Genomic DNA, 20,652 nt, shown 5'->3' on the forward strand with positions numbered 1-20,652 from the left:
ACAGCGATGCGCCTTGGGCCATCGCTGTTTTTGTTATATATCCATTATCTCTTTCTTCTTTTTGCTACGCAAGCGCTTGGGCACAAAATCCAGTATTTCGTTTTTAAGGGCTTCTATCATGCGGCGCTTTAAAAAGTTGCGGTGCATTACTATGCTTACCTCGCGGGCTGGCTCGGGGCTTTTAAAGTAGCGCACCTTGTCCAGTTGTTTTTCGTTTAAGTCGGCAAGCGCAAGCTCTGGTAAAATGGTGGCGCCGTTATTCATATCCACCATGCGCTTTAGGGTTTCTACGCTACCGGTATTGTATTCAAAGTGCTGGTAGCCTTTGGTGGCTTTGCGGCGCTGGCAAATATTCAGCACCTGCTCGCGCATGCAGTGTCCCTCGTTAAGCACCCAAATTTCTTCCATATCAATATCGTCGGGCACAATGTTCTTCTTTTTAGATAGGTTGCTGTTTTTTGATACGTAAGCCACAAAGTTTTCATAAAAAACGGGCACTTCTATCAACGAGCTTTCGTGCAGCGGGGTAGAAAGAATACCGCAATCCAGCGTGCCCAATTTCAGTTGTTGTATAATTTGCTCGGTAGTTTGCTCCCATACGATGAGTTTTACTGCCGGGTGCTTTTCAATAAAACCCTGAATAATCTTGGGCAGTATGTATGGCGCAACCGTGGGTATGATGCCCACTTTAAGCTCGCCGGAGAGTTCCTTTTGCCTGTCGCTGATGATTTCCTTTATCTTTTCGCTTTCGGCCAGCAACACACGTGCCTGGGCTATAATTTCGGATCCAATTTCTGTAGGCACAACAGGCTGCTTGCTGCGATCAAAGAGTTTCACGCCGAGTGTGTCCTCCAGTTTCTGCACCTGCATACTTAGCGTGGGCTGGGTAACAAAGCATTTTTCGGCAGCACCCACAAAGCTACGGTAGGTGTCAACGGCTATAATGTATTCTAATTGCGTAATCGTCATTCTGGGGCATAGATATAAACTATGCAAAAATAAGATAAATATTGATTTACTCTATACCTGATTGTGTTTGATGTTTTTAACGCTAAAAAAGTTATTTGACAATGTCGCAATCTTATATTTAGCCACGAAGAATACCAGCATCAACATTGTTAAAATTATAAATTAATCAGGCTTTTGAAAGCCGATGTTGCCGGTATTTCTCCACCGGCATAGCGATAAATTTTAATAATACGCACGATAAAAGGATTGTTAACCCGGCTATCACCCAGCCCGAGTTTAGGAATTGGTTTGTAGTAAGCCTACATGACATTGAAACCAAAATATGCGATATGTACATGGGGTACGATAATTCGCCAATCATCGCGTCGGATTTATTGTTCTTTAATTCTTTAAAAATAAAGGGTAGCGCAACCACCAACAGCATGTGGTAGCAGATAATCTTTAACGAAAATTGAAGGAAGTGGATATTTGTTCACGGAAGAAAAGAAAAAGTAACGGTAAAAGCCAAAAGCAAATAAAGCAAGGCCAGGTTGATATAACGCGGGGTGCTTTTGTTTTTTATGAACAAATAAATACGATACGAAAAGTAACCAAGCAGAAAGAAAAATAGTTCTGATGGGAAAAAACGGTAACTCCAGGGATCGTTGCGCAAGCCAAAATAGAAGAATACGAGAAGTCTGACCGCTACGGATATGGTCATGAAAAGGACTACCCTGACAAAGCCTTTCCTTAATAGGAATGGCGCGATAAGATAAAAGGACAATTCGAGGCCTAGCGTCCAGGCTTGGGGTAAAAAAAGAAAAGAATAAAGAGGGGGATTGGTATTCCAGAAATTCGTAGTGAAAAATAGTTCACCGCTAGCAGGATCAATGCCTAACAGTACTACCAAATCCTGCCCAAAAATGAAGATATTAGTGAGTATAAGATACCCAAAAGATACGAACCCCGGATTTACCATCTGGTAGCTGCTTAAAATGGGCCACATAATCCAATTTCGATACACACCAACTACAAAAGAGAACAATATCGTGAGCACTAACACCGCCCAATAAACAGGTGCCACCCGTAAATAGCGATTTGTAATAAAAAGCTTATACGACCAGTTTGCGCCGATATACTTCTCGTTCAAAACCAAAGCCATATAGAAACCGGATATTACGAAAAAGGCCTGTACGGCCTCGGCGCTTAACAGCTCTAGCCCCAAAATTGGGCCGCAATGAGCGGTAATTACAGATAAGGCTAACAGAAATCTTATTTTACCCATACAATATTCAAGGCGCCACTCACCACCGTTGTTGCTTACTAATATAGGCAACGTCTGCCGTAAAGCAGTGCCAGGCAGTTATAATCCTGATGATATTGGAACCCTATTCCACCGTTACCGATTTTGCTAGGTTGCGGGGTTGATCTACATTACAGCCGCGCAAAACCGCTATGTGGTATGCCAAAAGCTGCAAGGGTATGGTTGCCAGCAAAGGCACGAAGGTTTCGCCCGTTTGTGGTATTTCTATTACGTATTCGGCCATTTCCTTAACGTCGGTGTCGCCTTCAGATACAATGGCAATAACGTGGCCGCCCCGGGCCTTTACTTCCTGTATATTGCTCACCACCTTTTCATACGATGAGTTTTTGGTAGCAATGAATATCACCGGCATATCAGCGTCAATTAACGCGATAGGGCCGTGTTTCATTTCGGCTGCAGGGTAACCCTCGGCGTGTATGTACGATATTTCTTTTAACTTCAAGGCTCCTTCCAGCGCAACCGGGAACGAACTGCCACGGCCCAGGAACAGGCAATTTGGCGAATCTTTAAAGCGTTCGGCAATTATTTTCACCTGATCGTTGGTTTTCAACGTGCGGGCAACAAGATCAGGGATTTCGTCTAGCTCGGTAAGGTATTCAATAAGTTTGCTTTGTGTAATGGTGCCCCTTTGTTGCGCAATGTAAAAAGCAATCAACGTAAGCACTGTTACTTGGGCCGTAAACGCTTTGGTAGATGCCACGCCAATCTCCGGGCCGGCGTGGGTATAAACACCTGCATGGGTAAGCCGAGGGATTGATGCACCCACTACGTTGCATATACCGAATATGGTGGCCCCCCGCTCCTTAGCCAATTCAATAGCCGCCATCGTATCGGCGGTTTCGCCGGATTGGGATATGGCTATAACCAGATCTTTTGATGTAATTATTGGATTACGGTATCTGAACTCTGAAGCGTATTCAACTTCAACAGGCACCCGGGCATACTCCTCTATTAAATACTCACCAACCAGCCCTGCATGCCACGATGTACCGCAAGCTACGATGATGATGCGATCAATATTCTTTAGCTTTTCTACATACTCTTTTATGCCGCCCAATTGCACCAACCCTTTGTTGGGGTAAATACGGCCACGTAGGCAATCGCGGATAGAGCGCGGTTGCTCGTATATCTCTTTCATCATAAAGTGGTCGTAGCCGCCTTTTTCCAGCATCTCCAGCTTTAATGAAAGTTCTTGTATGTAGGGGGTTTGGATGGTGTTGTCGATATTCTTGATCAGCAGGCCATCGCGCTTAACGTAAGCAATCTCGTTATCGTTAAGGTAAATTACATTCTTGGTGTACTCTACAATCGGCGTAGCATCTGATGCAATAAAGTACTCACCTCTGCCAACGCCAATTACCATGGGGCTGCCTTTACGGGCGGCAATCAGCTCGTCGGGATTATCGGCGCTCATGATCACGATGGCGTATGCGCCTACCACACGGTTCAGGGCCAGGCGAACAGATTCCTGCAAATCGAGCCCTGTAGTTTTTTGGATATCCTCTACGAGGTGTATCAGCACTTCGGTATCGGTATCGCTTTTGAAGGTGTGCCCTTTTGCAGATAAAGCTTCCTTCAGTACCGAATAATTTTCGATGATGCCGTTATGGATGATGGTGAGTTTGCGATCTCCGGATGAGTGGGGATGCGAGTTGCGGTCGCTTGGCGCGCCGTGGGTAGCCCAGCGGGTGTGGCCCATGCCAGCCGTTCCGGCCAGGTTTACGTCTTTCACAAAGTTCTCGAGGTCGCTTACTTTGCCGGCCTTTTTGTAAACCTTCAGGCCCTTATCCGCCAGCGCAATTCCGGCACTGTCATAGCCGCGGTACTCTAGTCTGTGTAAACCCTTTATAACAATGGGATATGCATCCCGGAAACCAATATAGCCAACAATGCCGCACATAAATAATCAAGATTTAGAATGTTTTGGCTGCAAAAATAGTCTTAAAGCAGCAAAACCGATGCTTATTCACTAATAAACATCGGTTTTGCCGTTTATGTTGTGTCGGGTTATTGATTTATCTTGGTGTAGATAATATTCAACTTGATGCGGTATGGAGAATTTTTGCCGCCCACAATAGAACGTTCTGCATACTGGGCATCTGGCGAAATGCTGATTGAGGTAGAAGAAGTGGGGTCTACCGGTGCTATATATGTGCCGTAATCAACCGTTTTGCCGTTGATCAAATCCTGCACATACGCGGTAACAAGGAAGTGGTATTCGGCAGTTGCTTTATTGTAATAGCCGCCAAAGTATGATGCACCATTAACGCCACGCGGGTCGCTTGTTGCAGCATCCTGCAGGCGTACCCTTTGCTTTGCAATATCAAGCTGGTACATGGTAAGCCTTTGTATAGCTGCATAGGGAACTGTTGTGCCTGGTGCTACTTTAACCACTACTTCGGCCCGGTTAATGATCACATTGTTACCAAGTGATGCAAAGGTATTTTTTATATCCGGGAAGCTAACCTTAGCTCTTAAGCCGACAAGGCCCTGCAGATAAACCAGGCCATCGGTAGAAGTATTGGCTAACGCTGCCTGTACTTTAGTGCTGTAAGTATGCTTAATAGAAGCCATGTGTGTACTGGTGGGCACCGGCAACGATATCATTGTGGTATCGATAGTGAGGCTGGCACTTGCCTGGGTCTTCATGTAGATGTCTATCCTGCTAGAGTCCATGGCGAACATCAGGTTACCGCCAGGGCCGGTGGTTCCGGCTTTATCCAAAGTGATGTATAAGCCTTTGATACCATTCTGAAAAGCCAATGTAGATGCACGATTGGCAGACGGTGCCCCGAAGAAATAAGTCCTCAGGAAATCCTCGCTGATTGGGATACGCACTTGCGGAGATACTTTCTTTAACGTATCCGCAGCACCAGTAACAATATCGGTGATTTTAAGCGTATCGTGCGACCGGGCCGTGAACGTTTTACTTCCCAACAAAGCGGGCTTGTAGTCCCATTGCTTGTTGTTATAGTAAGTGGTCGCCACGTACTTTTCGTTCAGTTGATGAACATCTATCTTGAATTTGGAAGTAAGCGAGTCGCCATAAAAACCGCTTGCCGAATAAGGCAATACCAGTACGGCAGAGTCGATATTTATCACGCCATCGGGCAGCGTGTAAGCGGTACCGTCTGGCAGGGTCAGCCCAGCAGCAATGTTGGATTCTGTTACCCCAAATTCGGGGTCCTTAAAATAAGAAAGAGGGGTTCTGCCGAGACCCGAGGTAACCACGCTATCTTCGGCAACGGTGGTGGTTACGATATTGGTGTCGGCAAATATGGTACCGTTAAGCTGATTAGTACCATCAACTCCTAAACCTATCCCGTCCTGGTGTTTACAACTGTTCAAAATAAAAAGACTTATTAACAGGGTTAATAAGCCTAATTTGGAAAATTTCATATTTAGTTTTAAAGCTTATGCAACATGCACCAATTCATCTGTGGTGATTTCGTCGTAAAAATTGTAATAATTTTCGTAATCTGCAGTGGAAACGTAATCCATTACCGATTTATTGCTGTTTTTAACATTATTTAACACATCCCCGTCTATGTTCTCGCTGGCCAGTACAATCCCATCGCTGTATTGTATAGCACCTGTATACATGGCGGTATTGGTGCCTGCTTTGTAAACTTCTGTATGTTCTTCCGTCATATCGCCCATTACCGCCTTGCGCGCAAAATCGGCACTCATTTTCTCAGCAAACTCATTTTCGTAAATAGAGTAAACCACTTTAGAGTGCTTAAAGGTTGGGTCGTCTTTGTATGTGGTTTTGAGGTAAGCAGGCACCAGGGCACTCATCCAGCCGTGGCAGTGGATTACATCGGGAGCCCAGCCTAGCTTTTTAACAGTTTCTAATGCGCCTTTGCAAAAGAAAATCATCCGCTCGTCGTTGTCGGCATAAAACTTGCCGTCTTTATCGGCGAATACATGCTTGCGCTGAAAGTACTCTTCGTTATCTAAAAAATACACCTGCATACGTGCTGCAGGGATAGATGCCACTTTGATGATAAGCGGGTTGTCATTATCGTCGATAATGATATTCATGCCTGATAGCCTGATAACTTCATGCAAACGGTTCCTGCGCTCATTGATATTCCCGAAACGCGGCATCAGGATACGGATTTCGTAACCTTTCTCCTGCATAGCTTGTGGCAGCTGGCGTGTTATTTCGGCAATTTTTGTGAGTTCAAGGAAGGGAGACATTTCATGAGTTATGAACAAAAGCTTAGATTTACCCATCACTAATTCAGAATTTAAAATGTAAAGCGGTCAAAAAATTTGAGTCCGCAAATATAAGCATTATAATATCAATCGGCAACCAATAATGCAAGCCTATTTGGTAATTTTTAAGCAATTGTACACCTTTGCCAAATTTCCCCAATAAAAACCGGCATTGAAGATATTCACAACCCGAAGCGAAATTCAGCAGCATCTGACTGCATCAGGCGGCAAAACCATTGGTTTTGTCCCTACTATGGGCGCGTTGCACCAGGGCCACCTATCGCTTATAGCGCAGGCAAAAGCCGGCAATGATGTAGTTGTTTGCAGCATTTTTGTAAACCCAACTCAGTTTACCAATGCCAGGGACCTGGAAGATTACCCCCGCCCTATAGACGCAGACATTGCAAAATTAGAGGCCGCAGGCTGCGATATTTTGTTTAACCCGCCGGTAACAGAGATGTATGATGGTAATGAGCATTGGCATTTAAACATAGGGCAACTGGAGTTTTTGCTCGAGGGCGAATTTCGCCCGGGGCATTACCAGGGGGTAATGCAAGTAGTGTATAAACTGCTGGATATTATAAAGCCAACCACATTGTACCTGGGGCAAAAAGATTACCAACAATTTATGGTAGTAAGCAAAATGGTAGAGATGTTGGGCATCTCTGTACAATTGGTGATGTGCGCCATAGAGCGCGAAACGGACGGCCTGGCCATGAGCTCGCGCAATATACACCTCACCCCGGTCGACAGGCAGCACGCGCTTATCCTATCCAAAACGCTGAACTGGCTCAAGAACAACTTCAATATTAAAAACGTTTTCCAATTGGAGCAGGATGCCATGGCGATGCTGCAAAGCGAGCCCGGCGTTGAGCCCGAATACATAGAGATTGCCGATGGCAAAACCCTGTTGCCTGCCAACGAGCAATCTACGAGCATAGTAGCCCTGGCGGCAGCGCGCGTTGGCAAAACCAGGCTAATAGACAATGTGGTGATAGTTTGAGTAGATGGTCAATAGACCATGTGGGAGACTGTCGTTTTGGCACAGCTTACGTTTTACAATCCATGGACCATTGGCTATTGACCATCGACTAAAATTACTCGTATCTTTGCACGGTCATTTTAAACGCCACTACGCTTTCTATATAATTAAGTGGTAGGATTATGGAGAGATGACCATCAATTATGATTATCGAGATTTTAAAATCGAAACTTCACCGCGTTAAGGTAACACAGGCCGAACTGAACTACGTAGGCAGTATTACCATTGATGAAGACCTTATCGAGGCGGCCAATATTATCCCTAACGAAAAGGTGCAGATTGTTAATAATAACAACGGTGCCCGCTTTGAAACCTATGTAATAAGAGGCGAACGCGGCAGCGGCACGGTATGCCTTAATGGCGCAACTGCCCGGCTGGCACAAGTCGGCGATATTATTATTGTAATGAGCTACGCTTACATGGAAGCAGAAGAAGCGCGCAAATACGAGCCAATTCTTGTTTTTCCTGATACGAATAACAAATTAATTAAATAAATTAGCGGCTTAAAAACCGCTGCTTTATTTCAATGAAACCCTTCCTTTTCACCCTGATGGTGTTGTGGGCAACTGCTTGCTGTGGCCAACAGATTAACGTTTTTTATCTGAAAAACAATGGCAGTTACGTCAATAACGTTGATAGCGCCGAATATACGCGGGTGATCAATGCGCCTGATTCTGGTTCTGCTTTATATAAAGTTTCCGAATACTATAAAAACGGAAAAAAGAAACTGACCGGGACATCATCCGCAATTAATCCTCCCAGATTTAAGGGACCATGCTTAACTTTTTACCCCAACGGCAACCGCCAGGGCAGCTATACTTACGACGGCGGTGTGCCGGTAGGCAGTGCTTACGACTATTATCCCAACGGCAAGTTGTATCGTATGATCAAATATCCGGATAGCGTTGTGCGCGGCAATAATCATTTTAAAGATAATTACCTGATCATTGATAATCTGGATTCTGTCGGCAAGGTTCAGGTTGCCGAGAGTAAAGGCTATTACCGGGGTTTCGACGAAAAGTTTTCATATATTAAAGAGCAGGGCCCTGTAAATAACGGATTGAGGGAAGGTGCGTGGAAGGGCGAGGACAAAACATTAAAGCTCACCTTCATCGAGACATATAAAAACAACGAACTGCTTTCTGGATCGGCTACAGACAGCAGCAGCCTCACTACCACCTATTCTGGTGCCCGAATGACCTCGCCCCAATTCGAGGGGGGCTACGCTGCTTTCAGCAGGTACATCCGTGATCACATCATATACCCTAATGACGCAAGGGCGCATGATATTGAAGGTATTGTGATACTTCAGTTTGTATTAGAAAAGGATGGCTCTGTTACTGAAATTAAAGTACTACGATCTGTTAGCAAGAGCCTCGACGAGGAAGCCGTTAGGGTGATCAGGGAATCGCCCAAATGGATACCAGGAACCCGGTTTGGCAGGCCGGTACGTGTAAGCTACGCGGTGCCGGTAAATTTTAAATTGCAATAGGCTAATGGGCTTATTTGGCCGGGTCAGCACTTATGCCCAATACGACGCGCAAGCTGGCATCAATGTTTATTTTGTTGCGCAGCTGGTAAACCATTCGTATGCGCACGTTTTTCTCGCGCACCAGCTCATCTAAAAAATGAGTGTTATCAATATCCAGCACAATGCTGGGCCCGCTGTTTGGCCCAATATCCGTACGCGAGGCTACCAGCACTTCGCTCTCGCCGTTTGCCTTGGCCATATATATTTTGGCGGAAACCAGGTTGCCAATGTTAAAATCAGAAGGGATGGTGGCCGTCATTTTTGCCGATACGATATGCACATCGCTTACCCGGCTGCCGTTATTGCCCTTAACGGCAAAGTTCTGGTCGAAGCTAGTGCCCTCGCTCATGGCAGTCAACGTGGTGCCCGTGGCCGACGATGCAGGTATAACCAATGTAGCCGTATAAGGGAAGCTGGATTTAATGATGGATTGCACGGTGCCGCAGCCCGCAGATACAAATGCGAAAGCTATGGCGATGAGTATAAATTTCTTCACGGTAATTGGGGATTAGCTGAATGGGTTAATACTGGTACTACCAGCTAAAATTACGGCATTAGTTTGATAAGTTACAGCCCATTTCGGCATCTAATATTAAATTTAAAAATTAAAATTTCAAATACCCGTAAATTACTATCTTTGCACCCCGACACTGAGGTCGGGATTTTCGCCTTCAGTGCATAGGAAAATTCGTTATCATACATTGATATACTTTGACTTCTTACTTAGAACTTTTTAATTAAAAAAAGCCCTATGCCCAAAGACACCTCCATCAAATCCATCCTGATCATCGGCTCCGGTCCTATTATTATTGGCCAGGCATGCGAATTTGACTACGCCGGCTCGCAAGCTGCCCTTTCGCTTAAAGACGAAGGCATCACCGTAACCATCATCAACAGCAACCCCGCCACCATCATGACGGATAAGGTTATTGGCGATAACGTTTACCTGCTGCCCCTCACCTGCGAAAGCATCGAGAAAATACTCAACGAGCAGAAAATTGATGCCGTACTGCCTACTATGGGCGGCCAAACCGCACTTAACCTTTGTATTGAGGCTGATGAACGCGGCATATGGAAAAAATACGGCGTAAAAATAGTAGGCGTTGATATTGCCGCTATAGAGAAAACCGAAAACCGCGAAGCCTTCCGCCAGTTGATGGTGGATATTGGCGTTGGCGTGGCTCCCTCAAAAATCGCCAATTCGTTTCTTGAAGGAAAAGAAGCTGCACAGAGCATAGGTTTCCCGCTGGTAATACGCCCAAGCTATACGCTGGGGGGTAAAGGCGCAGGTTTCGTACATAAAAAAGAAGATTTTGATGCGGCACTTAGCCGCGGCCTGCAGGCATCGCCAACCCACGAGGTATTGGTAGAGCAGGCTGTGTTAGGCTGGAAAGAATATGAGCTGGAATTGCTGCGCGATAGTAACGACAACGTTATCATCATCTGTTCTATCGAAAACTTCGACCCGATGGGTATCCACACAGGCGACTCGATAACCGTGGCCCCGGCCATGACCCTGAGCGACCGCTGCTACCAGGAGATGCGCAACCAGGCCATCAAAATGATGCGCGCCATCGGTAACTTCGCGGGCGGCTGTAACGTACAATTCTCGGTTAACCCTGCCAATGAAGACATCATTGCTATCGAGATCAACCCACGCGTTTCTCGCTCATCGGCACTGGCATCAAAAGCAACCGGCTACCCAATTGCCAAAATTGCTGCAAAGCTGGCCATAGGTTACAACCTGGATGAGATAGAGAACCAGATTACCAAAACCACTTCTGCATACTTTGAGCCAACGCTGGATTACGTTATTGTAAAAATCCCTCGCTGGAACTTCGATAAATTTAAAGGTGCTAACCGCGAGCTTGGTTTAACCATGAAATCGGTAGGCGAGGTTATGGGCATTGGCCGCAGCTTTATTGAAGCTTTGCAGAAAGCTTGCCAGAGTTTAGAAATTGGCCGCGCCGGCCTTGGTGCCGATGGTCGCCAAAGCCGCAACCTGGAAGAGATTATGCACAGCCTGGAAAAACCAAGCTGGGACAGGCTCTTCCATATTTACGATGCAATGAGCCTGGGCGTACCGGTGGAATCTATCCGCAAAGCCACTAAGATCGACCGCTGGTTTTTGAACCAGATACAGGAAGTGGTGAATATGGAGAACGAGCTTCGCCGCTATTCGCTAAACAACATCCCAGAAGACTTCTTCTTCACGCTTAAACAAAAAGGCTTCTCGGATACGCAGATAGCCTACATATTGGGCAACGTTACCGAAGAGGATGTTTACCAACGCCGCCAGGCATTAAACATTCGCCGCGTTTACAAAATGGTAGATACCTGCGCAGCAGAATTTGCCGCCAAAACGCCTTATTACTACTCCACTTACGAGGGAGAGAACGAATCCATCGTCTCAGATAAAAAGAAGGTGATCGTACTAGGCTCAGGCCCTAACCGTATTGGCCAGGGTATAGAGTTCGATTACAGCTGCGTGCATGGTTTGCTTGCCGCCAAAGAAAGCGGCTTTGAGGCCATCATGATCAACTGTAACCCCGAGACTGTTTCTACCGACTTTAACATGGCCGATAAGCTATACTTCGAGCCGGTTTACTGGGAGCATGTACGGGAGATCATTGAACTGGAGAAACCCGTAGGCGTTATCGTACAACTCGGCGGACAAACCGCATTGAAGATGGCCGAGAAGTTGCATGAGCATGGCATCAAGATCATCGGTACTTCTTTCGATAATATGGATATTGCCGAAGACCGTGGCCGTTTCTCTGATCTGCTGAAAGAACTGGACATCCCTTACCCTAAATATGGTGTGGCAGAAAGTGCCGAAGAAGCATTGGTTGTAGCGCACGAAGTGGGTTACCCGGTACTGGTTCGCCCAAGTTACGTACTTGGGGGGCAGGGTATGAGCATCGTCATAAACGATGAAGACCTGGAAAAAGCAGTAGTGAACCTGCTAAAGAATCTCCCGGGCAACCGTGTATTGATTGACCACTTCCTGGATCGCGCAGCCGAAACAGAATCAGACTCCATACACGATGGCGAAGATGTACACATCATTGGGATGATGGAGCATATAGAACCTGCCGGTATCCACTCAGGCGATTCGTTTGCTGTGCTGCCACCGTTCGATCTGAGCGATAGCGTCATCAGCCAAATGGAAGAATACACCGCCAAAATAGCACGTGCCTTAAATGTACGCGGCTTGCTCAACATACAATTTGCGGTTAAGAATGATAAAGTTTATGTGATAGAAGCCAACCCGCGCGCATCGCGTACGGTACCTTTCATTGCCAAAGCCTACGATGTACCGTACATCAACATAGCCGCCAAAGTGATGTTGGGCGTAAACAAACTGAAAGATTTTACCATAGAGCGCAAGCTTTGGGGCTATGCCATCAAAGAACCTATATTCTCTTTCGACAAATTCCCGGAGGTAAACAAGGAGCTTGGCCCCGAGATGAAATCAACCGGCGAAGCCATCAGGTTTATACCAAATCTGCAGGATCCGTACTTTAGGCACCTGTACAAAGAAAAATCAATGTACTTAAGTAAATAATTTTTTGAATTCAATTTTGCGAATTTGGAAATTATTGGTTTAATTGCGTGCAATTAACGCAACAGAAAAAGGTTTAATTTAGTTATATCGTATTGAAACTGAACATAAAAACCGCCACCCCTTCGGCGTACAATTTAAACAATGTTGATCCTGAGGACATCAGTGATGTATTGGTTAAGATAGAAAAGTCGTTTAATATTACCTTTGGTAATGACGATTTGAAAGACACAAAAAACTTCGGTGCTTTGTGTGATGTTGTGGTAGCAAAAGTTAAACATGCGCAGGCGGATAGCTGCACCACACAGCAGGCATTTTACAAACTGCGGAGTGCTATTAACGCCAGAAACCCGACTGAAAAATACCTGGTGAAACCTCAAACCAAGCTTTGCGAACTTTTCCCGCGGGATAACCGCATCGAGGTGGTTGCGGATATTGAGGCGGAGATGGGCTTCCATATGAACCTGCTGCACCCAAAACCATGGATCACCTGGAGCTTTGCGCTTTTGTTGGTTGCATCGTTTGGCTTATTCTTCGTCAACTCTACCGTAGCATTTGTTGGCCTGGTAATTTCTATTGCGGGCTTAAGGCTTGCAGGCCGCTTTGGCAAAGAACTTAAAGTAAAAACCATTGGCGACCTGGCCGAAAAAATTGCACGCGAACATTATCTTAAATGCCGCCGCGATGCTTCAACCGTAAATCGTACAGAGATTGTTCAGAAGATAAAAGAGCTTTTCGCTCACGATTTAGACCTTGAACCTTCGGCCTTAACCAAGGAAGCGAAGTTTGCGTAAGTAGGCTCGTTAGAATATTATAGCTGATAGCGATGGGTTTGAAACCCATCGCTGTAATTCTGAAACTCACAAATTAAATTCTGATTTTCAATCAATTACAACGATAATTCTAATAGGCCGTTTTGCTTGTTAACGCACTGTTAACGAATTCTTCGCTTGCTTTGCTTACCTTAAAGATATGAAAAGGTATCCGCCTCCAAAATAAAATGTGATATAATTTCTATATCCCTTGTTGGGTGCAAGCACCCAAAATTTACTTATACCATTAGCGAAAGCGTTTTCCATTGCTTTTTGCAAGATTGGCAATCTGGTGTTATGTGGTAATAATACTTTGGGTTGTAATGATCTAAAATTACAGCTTTGCAATCTCTTTTATCGTAGTGAATAGGTTTTCATTTCTCTGATACTATCTATTAACCATTTATCTTCGTGTTTATGGACGGTAAAAAACATCAAACGCTTTACAACTTTTACTCTATCTACATGAAAAACATCCCCAATATTACCTATATCCAAAGAACATTTGTACCAAATATACTCTGCGGCTGTTGGTTCAAATAATTTGTAAATCTCTAAATTTTCAAAGTTTTTTCCACCATATTTAGTTATCCTATCATTTAGCTTGGTAACCTGTTTTGATAAATCTTCGAGATCAGTAACTGTGCTTAATGCAATGGCATTTAACTCATTTGAAGTATAGACAACAACTTCGTCTTCATAATGGACGTGACAGTCAATCGACACATCAGAATCCGGATTAATATGAAAGACATGAACTTTTCTTATACCATTGTTATTTATATAACCCGTTTCAAATTTATTATAATCATTTTGCCAAACTCTTTTTTGAAATGTTGGCGTTAAAAGATTCCAAGCAGCCTTAAATTGTTTAACAGATATTCCTGATAAAAAGCTTTTTATCGTTTGCTCTACTTGCTTTTCACTATCAGTAGATGCCGTATTATTTACGTTTTCATTGTATACTTCATCTTTATTTTCTACGCTAACTACCGATTGGGCAGAGCCTGGTTTAGGCTTGGGAATTTGAAGGACTTTAAATTGAAGTTCTTGCAACGTGCTTTCAATTTTAGCTGCATTAAGTTTGTGAAATACTTCATTCAAAGACTTCGTAACCTTAAAACTAAACTCAAGCGTTTTACCTGGCTTTTCTTCCGGCGATATTAACCCTAATTCTTTATAAGCTTTATAAAGGGATTTATCATCAACGGTGATGTCTCCGACGATGTTTTTCGCAGAAGTATAGATCCTGTGAAAATACGTTCTCTGCTTACCATTGTTATCTCCCTCAAATAGATAAGTGAATAGATATTTCCCTTCAGGTGTTTTATCCGACCACAATTTTTCAGAGTAGTGCTTTTTGGCAGTCTTAAAAGAATTTACTTTGAAATATTTTTTAATACAATAATCATACAATGTTTCGTAGAAAACGATGTACGAAGCGGTCTTCATTTGCATTGTGAACAGTTTTAGGTGGTTTTAAAAAATTGCTATAAGATATGAAATGTAATTAGATGTTTGAACAGTTCAAACAAACAGAGTGATAAAAAAAAGTTGAGAGTTATTTTTGTTGTAGAGGTATCAAATTGTTTAAGGTCTTACTTTCAACAATTTCTAAATCAGCAAGTATAGCTAAAATTTTAATTGAATTATCATGAAGCTCTGTAAGTTTTCTATAAGTAATATGTGTAGAGTGACCGTTGTAACAGAAGCGTTCATGGTCAAATTCAAACATAGTATTCTCAATTTTACGAACCATCTCTCTAATTGCATCCTTGTACCCCTCTGCTTTTTCTTGGCTTGCCACTGCGAGATATTCTCTTACGGTATGGTCATTAAAAGGATTATTTGTTCTTGTAATAATATGTTGGTACGAAGTACCATTATCGTCTTGGTCCATGGGGGCAATCTCCAGCGAGTAATTGTTAAGCTCTATACGACTTTACAGATTACCTCAGTAAATCCCTGCGGTCAATTTATATTTCCATTTGAAAACAAAAAAGGCTACCCAAATAGACCGCCTTAACGGTATGGATAGCCTAATACCAGTAAAATTAATTACTTGGCGGGTCGTATCGCAAAAGTATTGATTTTACTGGTAGTTAGGTAATTGAATTAGTGTACTAAATGTTTAACGCACTTAAATAATTACAATGAAAACTACATTTTTAGGCTTCGGCGTGCCGGCGGTCGTCAGTGATATAAGAGGAGAAATGGCTATTCTCCCAGCATGCATACAATTTCTTTTAACATGGTTAACGGGCATTGCGCTGCCGGGTCAAAAACCGTTGATCGTACGTACAAACCTGTCTCACCTTTTTACAGCTTATGCCTGCATCATTGTTGGCATGGTTGTAACTTGCCTGACTCAAACAAATAGCTTGTATGGCTTCATGCCCATAGGTTTTTTGTTAACCGTAAGTGGCACACGAAAGTTAAGCACGGTTATCAATCATTTTTTGGTTCACAAAGATTTCTTCACAGGTCGTATAATGAAAAAGTACCCTCGTAGAAATAACATGCTCGGCGAAATAAATTCAAGCATGTTATTTCTACAGGGTTTTAAACAATACATTGACGACCACATCGCTCACCACACGGTGAAAATTATGGCATCAATTCTTGACCCTGACATGGCGTTTTTATGGATGTTAGGTTTTAAGGCTGGCATGCGTAAAAGAGTTTTGTGGGCTATTTTTTTCTTTAATATTATAGTTCCCATTTCTCCTTTGCACCTCTTGTTTCTTTGGGCGCGTATTAAAGCAACTATTACAGATGCAACGCCGTTAAGAGTATTGGTTCAATCTATTGTTATATCGCTATTGCTGGTTTTAGCACACTACACCTCATTCTGGACGGTGTTTTGGGTTTGGGTGTTCCCGCTTTTCTATCTTTACCACATAGCCGCCATAGCACAGTTTCTAAGCGAACATTTTTGGTTAACCGAAGTTGAAAGCGATGGCAAATTAGACCTCAACCGTAGTGTTAAAGATTTATATAATAGGTCGCTTAAAATTACTGTTGGAAGAGCCTGCGGGACCCGCGCACCTCAAACTCACAATAAGCCTTTTGTTTACAAATTGATATTATGGATTAAATGGTGGCTGATAATGCTTGTAATACACCTACCAATTCGTCTGTTCGTCTTGCCCGGCGATTTGGTTTGCCACGATTGGCATCACCGTGGGCAAAGAGGTGATAATTGGGCTAACGCGCCTTATGCAAGGCTTGCTTTTAAGGATAACTTAAAACCCGGCGAAACTCCTTTAATAGAAATTTGGGGCTTGCACAATGCTATTAGCGCTGTATTTGATCATTTAAGTAAATTGCCGGCTATACAACCTGTAGTAGAAATTAATGAATCAGAGATGGCGTTGGGCATGTAATTTTTCAGATGGCAGGTAGTTATATGCCTGCCATTATTTAATCACTTTTAAAAAGGCAACAGCATGAATAACTATACGGATAATGATTGCAAATTTGTAGCGGTATTAAATAAAAAAATCGAGCTACCTAAATTACTGAATGCTTTAGGGCATATATCAGCGGGTTTAATATCGCTGGTTAAAGATGTTAGCGATGTACAGTTTTTGGTATACAAAGATGGTACCGGCACTGAACATCCAGCAATTTCAAAATTTCCGTTTATCGTTTTAAAAGCGGATAATGGTAACCAAATCAGAACTGCAAGAAATGCAGCAATTGCCGAAGGTATAGTTTATAATGACTTCGTTGATACTATGATAGGCACATCCGCGGAAAATCAGTTATCACAAACTATTAATAAGCAAGAAAACGAATTAGAGTACTACGCTATAGTATTTTTTGGGCATGCCGATAAACTAAATGCAATAACAAAGAAGTTCTCGCTCTTTAATGTACCGTCTAACCCAAACGGTGTTAACACTACAGGCAAATTGATGTTCCATTAGCCCGGAGCAAAGTGATGTTAGGGAAAGGTTTTCATTAATCTTTCCCTTTTTAACTGAATTGCAATCTGTATACACTCAATCCTTAAAGCTTTTATAAAAACTCCTCAATGCTTGCCGTTTGACAGTCATGAGGCTTTACGCCAACGCTATTGTATACGTAGTTCCTATCGGCTCGTATCGTTGTCCAAAAAAAGAAAAATAAGTCTATTGCTCCTTGCGAGCATCTGCTCGCGTGCTTCCACGGCAAGTGAGGTTGAGTTAATAATAAAGCTGTGATGTGTTTGCTGCTTGAGTTTTTTTATTACCAGTCACTAAAAAAAAATCAAAAAAGCCTTCAAATACATCATTGCTGTGTTTTTCTTTTATGGCCCAAAATAGGTGATGGCTTTCGCGCCGATGAAGGTTTTAAGCCCCAGGCTCGGAATACTTAATTAACAGCCGCCTTTGCTGTTCTAGAATAAAGCCCCGAAATAAGCCTTGCTGACGGAACTTAAAATCTGTGCCTTTTTCAAATAGAGGTTAGCCAGTCCAATAGTATCTAAGCGAATTCATGAGTTGACCGAATAATAACACTTAAGAATTATTCCGTCAAATGCACAAATAATTTTTAATTGAATTGCTTCCAACATTCCCATTTTATATATTTGGTCTACCTACAACCAATATCACAATGGAAGTAATCTGCCTGCAAGAAGAAGCTTTTTATGAACTGCTTGAAAAAGTATATGAGCGTTTAAAAGCCCGGGATAAGCCCAAACAAGAAAAATGGATCTCCGGTGAAGAGGCAATGGCGAAGTTGCGCATCACCAGTAAAACTACTCTGCAAAAAATGCGCGATGAAGGCAAGATCCGCTTCGCCCAGCCTACAAAAAAACTTATTCTGTACGACAGTGATTCCATCAATGAATACCTGGAAGATAATTCATACGAAACCTTCTAAGGCATGGCAACGACAGAAGAAAAAAGAATCGCCCGCGCCTATAATATAGGCTACGCGTTAAGCACCCATGAGCCACGATTGCTGGATCAACTCATCAACCAAAATAAAAACAATGATTTTGTCAAAATCATGAGCATGGCTCGTGACCACCACGAATTTGACAGGGGTATCCCACGAAAAGATTACACTCCCCAATTCAAAAATGGTTTTCACAATGCAAAAGCTTTGATTGAAAATAACCCGCAATTTTTCGAACAACTCATTGCCGCAAAAAACACCGATAAAGACTTAAAAAAAGGCCTTGAAGCCGGGAAAAAGGAATACGAAATCTTAAAGACCGTTAACAAAGTAAGGGAGCAGCCGAAACCTGTACCAGGAAAATACAAAGATGATTTTCGAAAGGGTTTTAATGTCGGTCATAAACTCAGCCAGGATTATGGCGACACATTGCAGTTTGTTATCGATGGGCAAAAGAAATACGGTGCGTTTATCCAGGGTGTTGATGCCGGGCATAAGCAATACAAAAAGGAACAGGATTTAGAATTGTCAAAAGGCAATAAGCCTTCCCGCGAACTGTCCGATGAAGAATATTACAAACGACGAAATAAAGTAGAAGACTTAAAAGATAACACACAATCAAAGCTTGATTTCATCGAAGAACAAAAAGACGGCAACAAACCGCCAGAAACAGAACCGCCCACACTTCTGCAAGGCGAAAGCGAGAAAGGCGATGCTGACATCACTAAAAGGGAGTCGCGTTACCCGGACTGGTTAAAAAACGACAGGTTTACGAAAGATGATGCCACGCCTGATAAATCAGCCGACAAAGACATCGAACCGGATCGGGAATAGTTTTTTCTTTCATCAACCTAATCCTTATCAAGATCTGTGTCGTCCATTTCAGGTACCGGTGCATCTGATTTGTCGGGTGTTTTATCAGGGCTTGCGTCCGCTTGATCTAACTCTTTTGTGTAATTCAAAGACTGCATAAACCTATCAGACGCAGGCAGGTTTTTAGGATCGACGTTTTTTGATGCATCCTGTGCAGGTGCCGGATTGGCTTTAGCCACCCGGTAATTAGCTAGTGTTTTGTTCATGAAGTCTTCGGACAACTGCGGGCTTTTCGTGCCTGTTTGTTGCTCTTTGACTTGCCCCCGATCCATCTTCCTGAATTTGCTGTCGCTCAGGTTAATTTCAACTGCTTCACGGACGTTTTTAGCCGTTTTCGGATCGGTGTTGACAAGGTTTTTCTCCAGCTTTTCATTGAACCCCTGCCGTATTACCGTTTTACGGTCTTCCAATTGTTTGACCATTCCTGCCCTGTCAGGTGTGGGTTTTGATGTTCCCGGTGGATTATAATCGGTAAGATTGTAATCAGGTTTAAGCCCTTTGTCTTTCGGGATGCCTTCCATCCAAGCATCGATGTCATCTAATTGTGCCTGGGCCTCACGCAGGTCATTTTCAAGGTGCGAAAATTGCGGTGGCAATAATGGTTCATGATCATTTTTGTTATCCATGTTAATAAGGTTTTGGTTGATTTCTTAGGTTTATTATTCTAAGATAGTACTCAGGATTTATATTCCGAAAGGGAGGCGGAAAAATTATGCAAGAACTTGACCACACCGATAAAAACCTGATCGATAATTGTTTCGATGGCAATGCCAAAAAGTATAAAGAAGCGTTAGAAGAGGCGCACAGAGAAGCGATCAGCTGGTCGGATATTGCACTATCTGCTAAAACATTTCCCGAGCTGAAATTCTCAGCACAGGAATTGATCAAAGATATATTGGGCTTCCTTCCTGCTGACTCGATTATCCTGCCCCATGAGCCTTTTTTAAGGGCCTTGTTACAAAGCTTCCGCAGCGATCAGATATCGGCAATAGAATTGCTGCAACAAGCCGATATAGCCCTTAAGCCTATCCGCAATGAAGTAATCAAGCACCATACCGGGATTACCAACGACAGGGAATTATACAAAACCTATTTTGAATACTTGCCCCAGCAAAGCGAGGCTGCCAAAGCACGGCTTACTAAATTTTTAGGGTATGAACCCAAACTGGAACATTCCGTTTACGCGGAGATATTGCTGAGGGAGGTTATGGCAGGCGATCATATCTATATCCCTGAACATCCCACGGGTATCGACCTGCAGGCCATCGCACTGATCAAATACCGCGAAGTATTACTTGAAAAAGGCAAAATAGCCGCCGACATGTCTCCCATCGTATCCTTTGAGATACTAGCAGAACATTCCCCGGCATTCCAAAAACTCTTTGAAATTAAAATCTGATTTACTTGCATTTAACAGTTGCGTTATTTAGATTTGGTTATCCTGTT

General features: G+C 43.3%; 19 protein-coding genes. 10 read left to right on the forward strand and 9 right to left on the reverse strand.

Translation table 11 applies throughout. The features are described from left to right. Positions 1 to 33 precede the first annotated feature (33 nt). The 5 genes from E2R66_RS16550 to E2R66_RS16570 all read right to left on the reverse strand — a co-directional run bounded on the left by E2R66_RS16550 (position 34) and on the right by E2R66_RS16570 (position 6,511). Positions 34 to 969 carry a hydrogen peroxide-inducible genes activator gene (locus E2R66_RS16550; protein WP_133232516.1) on the reverse strand — a complete coding sequence of 312 codons (936 nt, stop codon included), beginning with the start codon at positions 967 to 969 and terminating at the stop codon, positions 34 to 36. Positions 970 to 1,441: 472 nt separating this feature from the next. Further along, a complete protein-coding gene (locus E2R66_RS16555) occupies positions 1,442 to 2,233 on the reverse strand; it encodes an acyltransferase family protein (protein ID WP_133232518.1) in 792 nt (263 codons plus the stop codon). A gap of 103 nt (positions 2,234 to 2,336) precedes the next feature. Further along, positions 2,337 to 4,172 (reverse strand): glutamine--fructose-6-phosphate transaminase (isomerizing), encoded by a 1,836-nt coding sequence (gene glmS / locus E2R66_RS16560; protein WP_133232520.1) that lies wholly within the window; start codon positions 4,170 to 4,172, stop codon positions 2,337 to 2,339. Positions 4,173 to 4,279: 107 nt separating this feature from the next. Beyond that, the gene (locus E2R66_RS16565; RefSeq protein ID WP_133232522.1) at positions 4,280 to 5,671 is read right to left on the reverse strand and encodes a DUF4270 domain-containing protein; all 1,392 of its coding nucleotides are present in this window, start codon (positions 5,669 to 5,671) and stop codon (positions 4,280 to 4,282) included. Between the two features lie 15 nt (positions 5,672 to 5,686). Beyond that, on the reverse strand, positions 5,687 to 6,511 hold the full coding sequence (locus E2R66_RS16570) for a glycogen/starch synthase (protein ID WP_133232524.1): 825 nt from the start codon (positions 6,509 to 6,511) through the stop codon (positions 5,687 to 5,689). Between the two features lie 154 nt (positions 6,512 to 6,665). Between E2R66_RS16570 and panC the strand changes: the two genes are divergently transcribed. The 3 genes from panC (at position 6,666) to E2R66_RS16585 (ending at position 9,027) form a co-directional block, all read left to right on the forward strand. Next, the gene (gene panC, locus E2R66_RS16575) at positions 6,666 to 7,496 is read left to right on the forward strand and encodes a pantoate--beta-alanine ligase (RefSeq protein ID WP_133232526.1); all 831 of its coding nucleotides are present in this window, start codon (positions 6,666 to 6,668) and stop codon (positions 7,494 to 7,496) included. Positions 7,497 to 7,678: 182 nt separating this feature from the next. Further along, on the forward strand, positions 7,679 to 8,029 hold the full coding sequence (gene panD / locus E2R66_RS16580; RefSeq protein ID WP_133232528.1) for an aspartate 1-decarboxylase: 351 nt from the start codon (positions 7,679 to 7,681) through the stop codon (positions 8,027 to 8,029). Positions 8,030 to 8,061: 32 nt separating this feature from the next. Further along, the gene (locus E2R66_RS16585; RefSeq protein WP_133232530.1) at positions 8,062 to 9,027 is read left to right on the forward strand and encodes an energy transducer TonB; all 966 of its coding nucleotides are present in this window, start codon (positions 8,062 to 8,064) and stop codon (positions 9,025 to 9,027) included. Between the two features lie 10 nt (positions 9,028 to 9,037). Here E2R66_RS16585 and E2R66_RS16590 read toward each other — a convergent pair whose 3' ends face one another. Beyond that, the gene (locus E2R66_RS16590; protein WP_133232532.1) at positions 9,038 to 9,562 is read right to left on the reverse strand and encodes a hypothetical protein; all 525 of its coding nucleotides are present in this window, start codon (positions 9,560 to 9,562) and stop codon (positions 9,038 to 9,040) included. 255 nt (positions 9,563 to 9,817) lie between these two features. On the opposite strand from E2R66_RS16590, the gene carB reads away from it, so the two are divergent. Continuing rightward, positions 9,818 to 12,634, forward strand: a complete 2,817-nt coding sequence (carB, locus tag E2R66_RS16595; RefSeq protein WP_133232534.1) for a carbamoyl-phosphate synthase large subunit — start codon at positions 9,818 to 9,820, stop codon at positions 12,632 to 12,634. A gap of 92 nt (positions 12,635 to 12,726) precedes the next feature. Then, entirely contained in the window at positions 12,727 to 13,425 is a 699-nt protein-coding gene (locus tag E2R66_RS16600) for a hypothetical protein (RefSeq protein ID WP_133232536.1), read from the forward strand. A 372-nt stretch (positions 13,426 to 13,797) separates the two neighbouring features. Here E2R66_RS16600 and E2R66_RS16605 read toward each other — a convergent pair whose 3' ends face one another. Together E2R66_RS16605 and E2R66_RS16610 are read right to left on the reverse strand one after the other, a co-directional pair. Further along, positions 13,798 to 14,895 carry a hypothetical protein gene (locus E2R66_RS16605; protein ID WP_133232538.1) on the reverse strand — a complete coding sequence of 366 codons (1,098 nt, stop codon included), beginning with the start codon at positions 14,893 to 14,895 and terminating at the stop codon, positions 13,798 to 13,800. Positions 14,896 to 15,004: 109 nt separating this feature from the next. Further along, positions 15,005 to 15,343, reverse strand: a complete 339-nt coding sequence (locus E2R66_RS16610) for a hypothetical protein (protein ID WP_133232540.1) — start codon at positions 15,341 to 15,343, stop codon at positions 15,005 to 15,007. 253 nt (positions 15,344 to 15,596) lie between these two features. On the opposite strand from E2R66_RS16610, the gene E2R66_RS16615 reads away from it, so the two are divergent. The 4 genes from E2R66_RS16615 (at position 15,597) to E2R66_RS16630 (ending at position 19,167) form a co-directional block, all read left to right on the forward strand. After that, the gene (locus E2R66_RS16615) at positions 15,597 to 16,829 is read left to right on the forward strand and encodes a fatty acid desaturase (protein ID WP_133232542.1); all 1,233 of its coding nucleotides are present in this window, start codon (positions 15,597 to 15,599) and stop codon (positions 16,827 to 16,829) included. Positions 16,830 to 16,892: 63 nt separating this feature from the next. Continuing rightward, positions 16,893 to 17,375, forward strand: coding sequence for a DUF2000 domain-containing protein (locus E2R66_RS16620; RefSeq protein WP_133232544.1), 483 nt, complete (start codon positions 16,893 to 16,895; stop codon positions 17,373 to 17,375). Between the two features lie 670 nt (positions 17,376 to 18,045). After that, positions 18,046 to 18,315: a helix-turn-helix domain-containing protein gene (locus E2R66_RS16625; RefSeq protein WP_133232546.1), complete on the forward strand. Its 270-nt coding sequence runs from the start codon at positions 18,046 to 18,048 to the stop codon at positions 18,313 to 18,315. 3 nt (positions 18,316 to 18,318) lie between these two features. Then, positions 18,319 to 19,167, forward strand: coding sequence for a hypothetical protein (locus E2R66_RS16630; RefSeq protein WP_133232548.1), 849 nt, complete (start codon positions 18,319 to 18,321; stop codon positions 19,165 to 19,167). A 17-nt stretch (positions 19,168 to 19,184) separates the two neighbouring features. Here E2R66_RS16630 and E2R66_RS16635 read toward each other — a convergent pair whose 3' ends face one another. After that, positions 19,185 to 19,832 carry a hypothetical protein gene (locus E2R66_RS16635; protein ID WP_133232550.1) on the reverse strand — a complete coding sequence of 216 codons (648 nt, stop codon included), beginning with the start codon at positions 19,830 to 19,832 and terminating at the stop codon, positions 19,185 to 19,187. A gap of 86 nt (positions 19,833 to 19,918) precedes the next feature. On the opposite strand from E2R66_RS16635, the gene E2R66_RS16640 reads away from it, so the two are divergent. Next, on the forward strand, positions 19,919 to 20,605 hold the full coding sequence (locus E2R66_RS16640) for a hypothetical protein (protein WP_133232552.1): 687 nt from the start codon (positions 19,919 to 19,921) through the stop codon (positions 20,603 to 20,605). Positions 20,606 to 20,652: the final 47 nt, after the last annotated feature.

The organism is Mucilaginibacter psychrotolerans (assembly GCF_004519315.1).
Taxonomy (GTDB): Bacteria; Bacteroidota; Bacteroidia; order Sphingobacteriales; family Sphingobacteriaceae; genus Mucilaginibacter; species Mucilaginibacter psychrotolerans.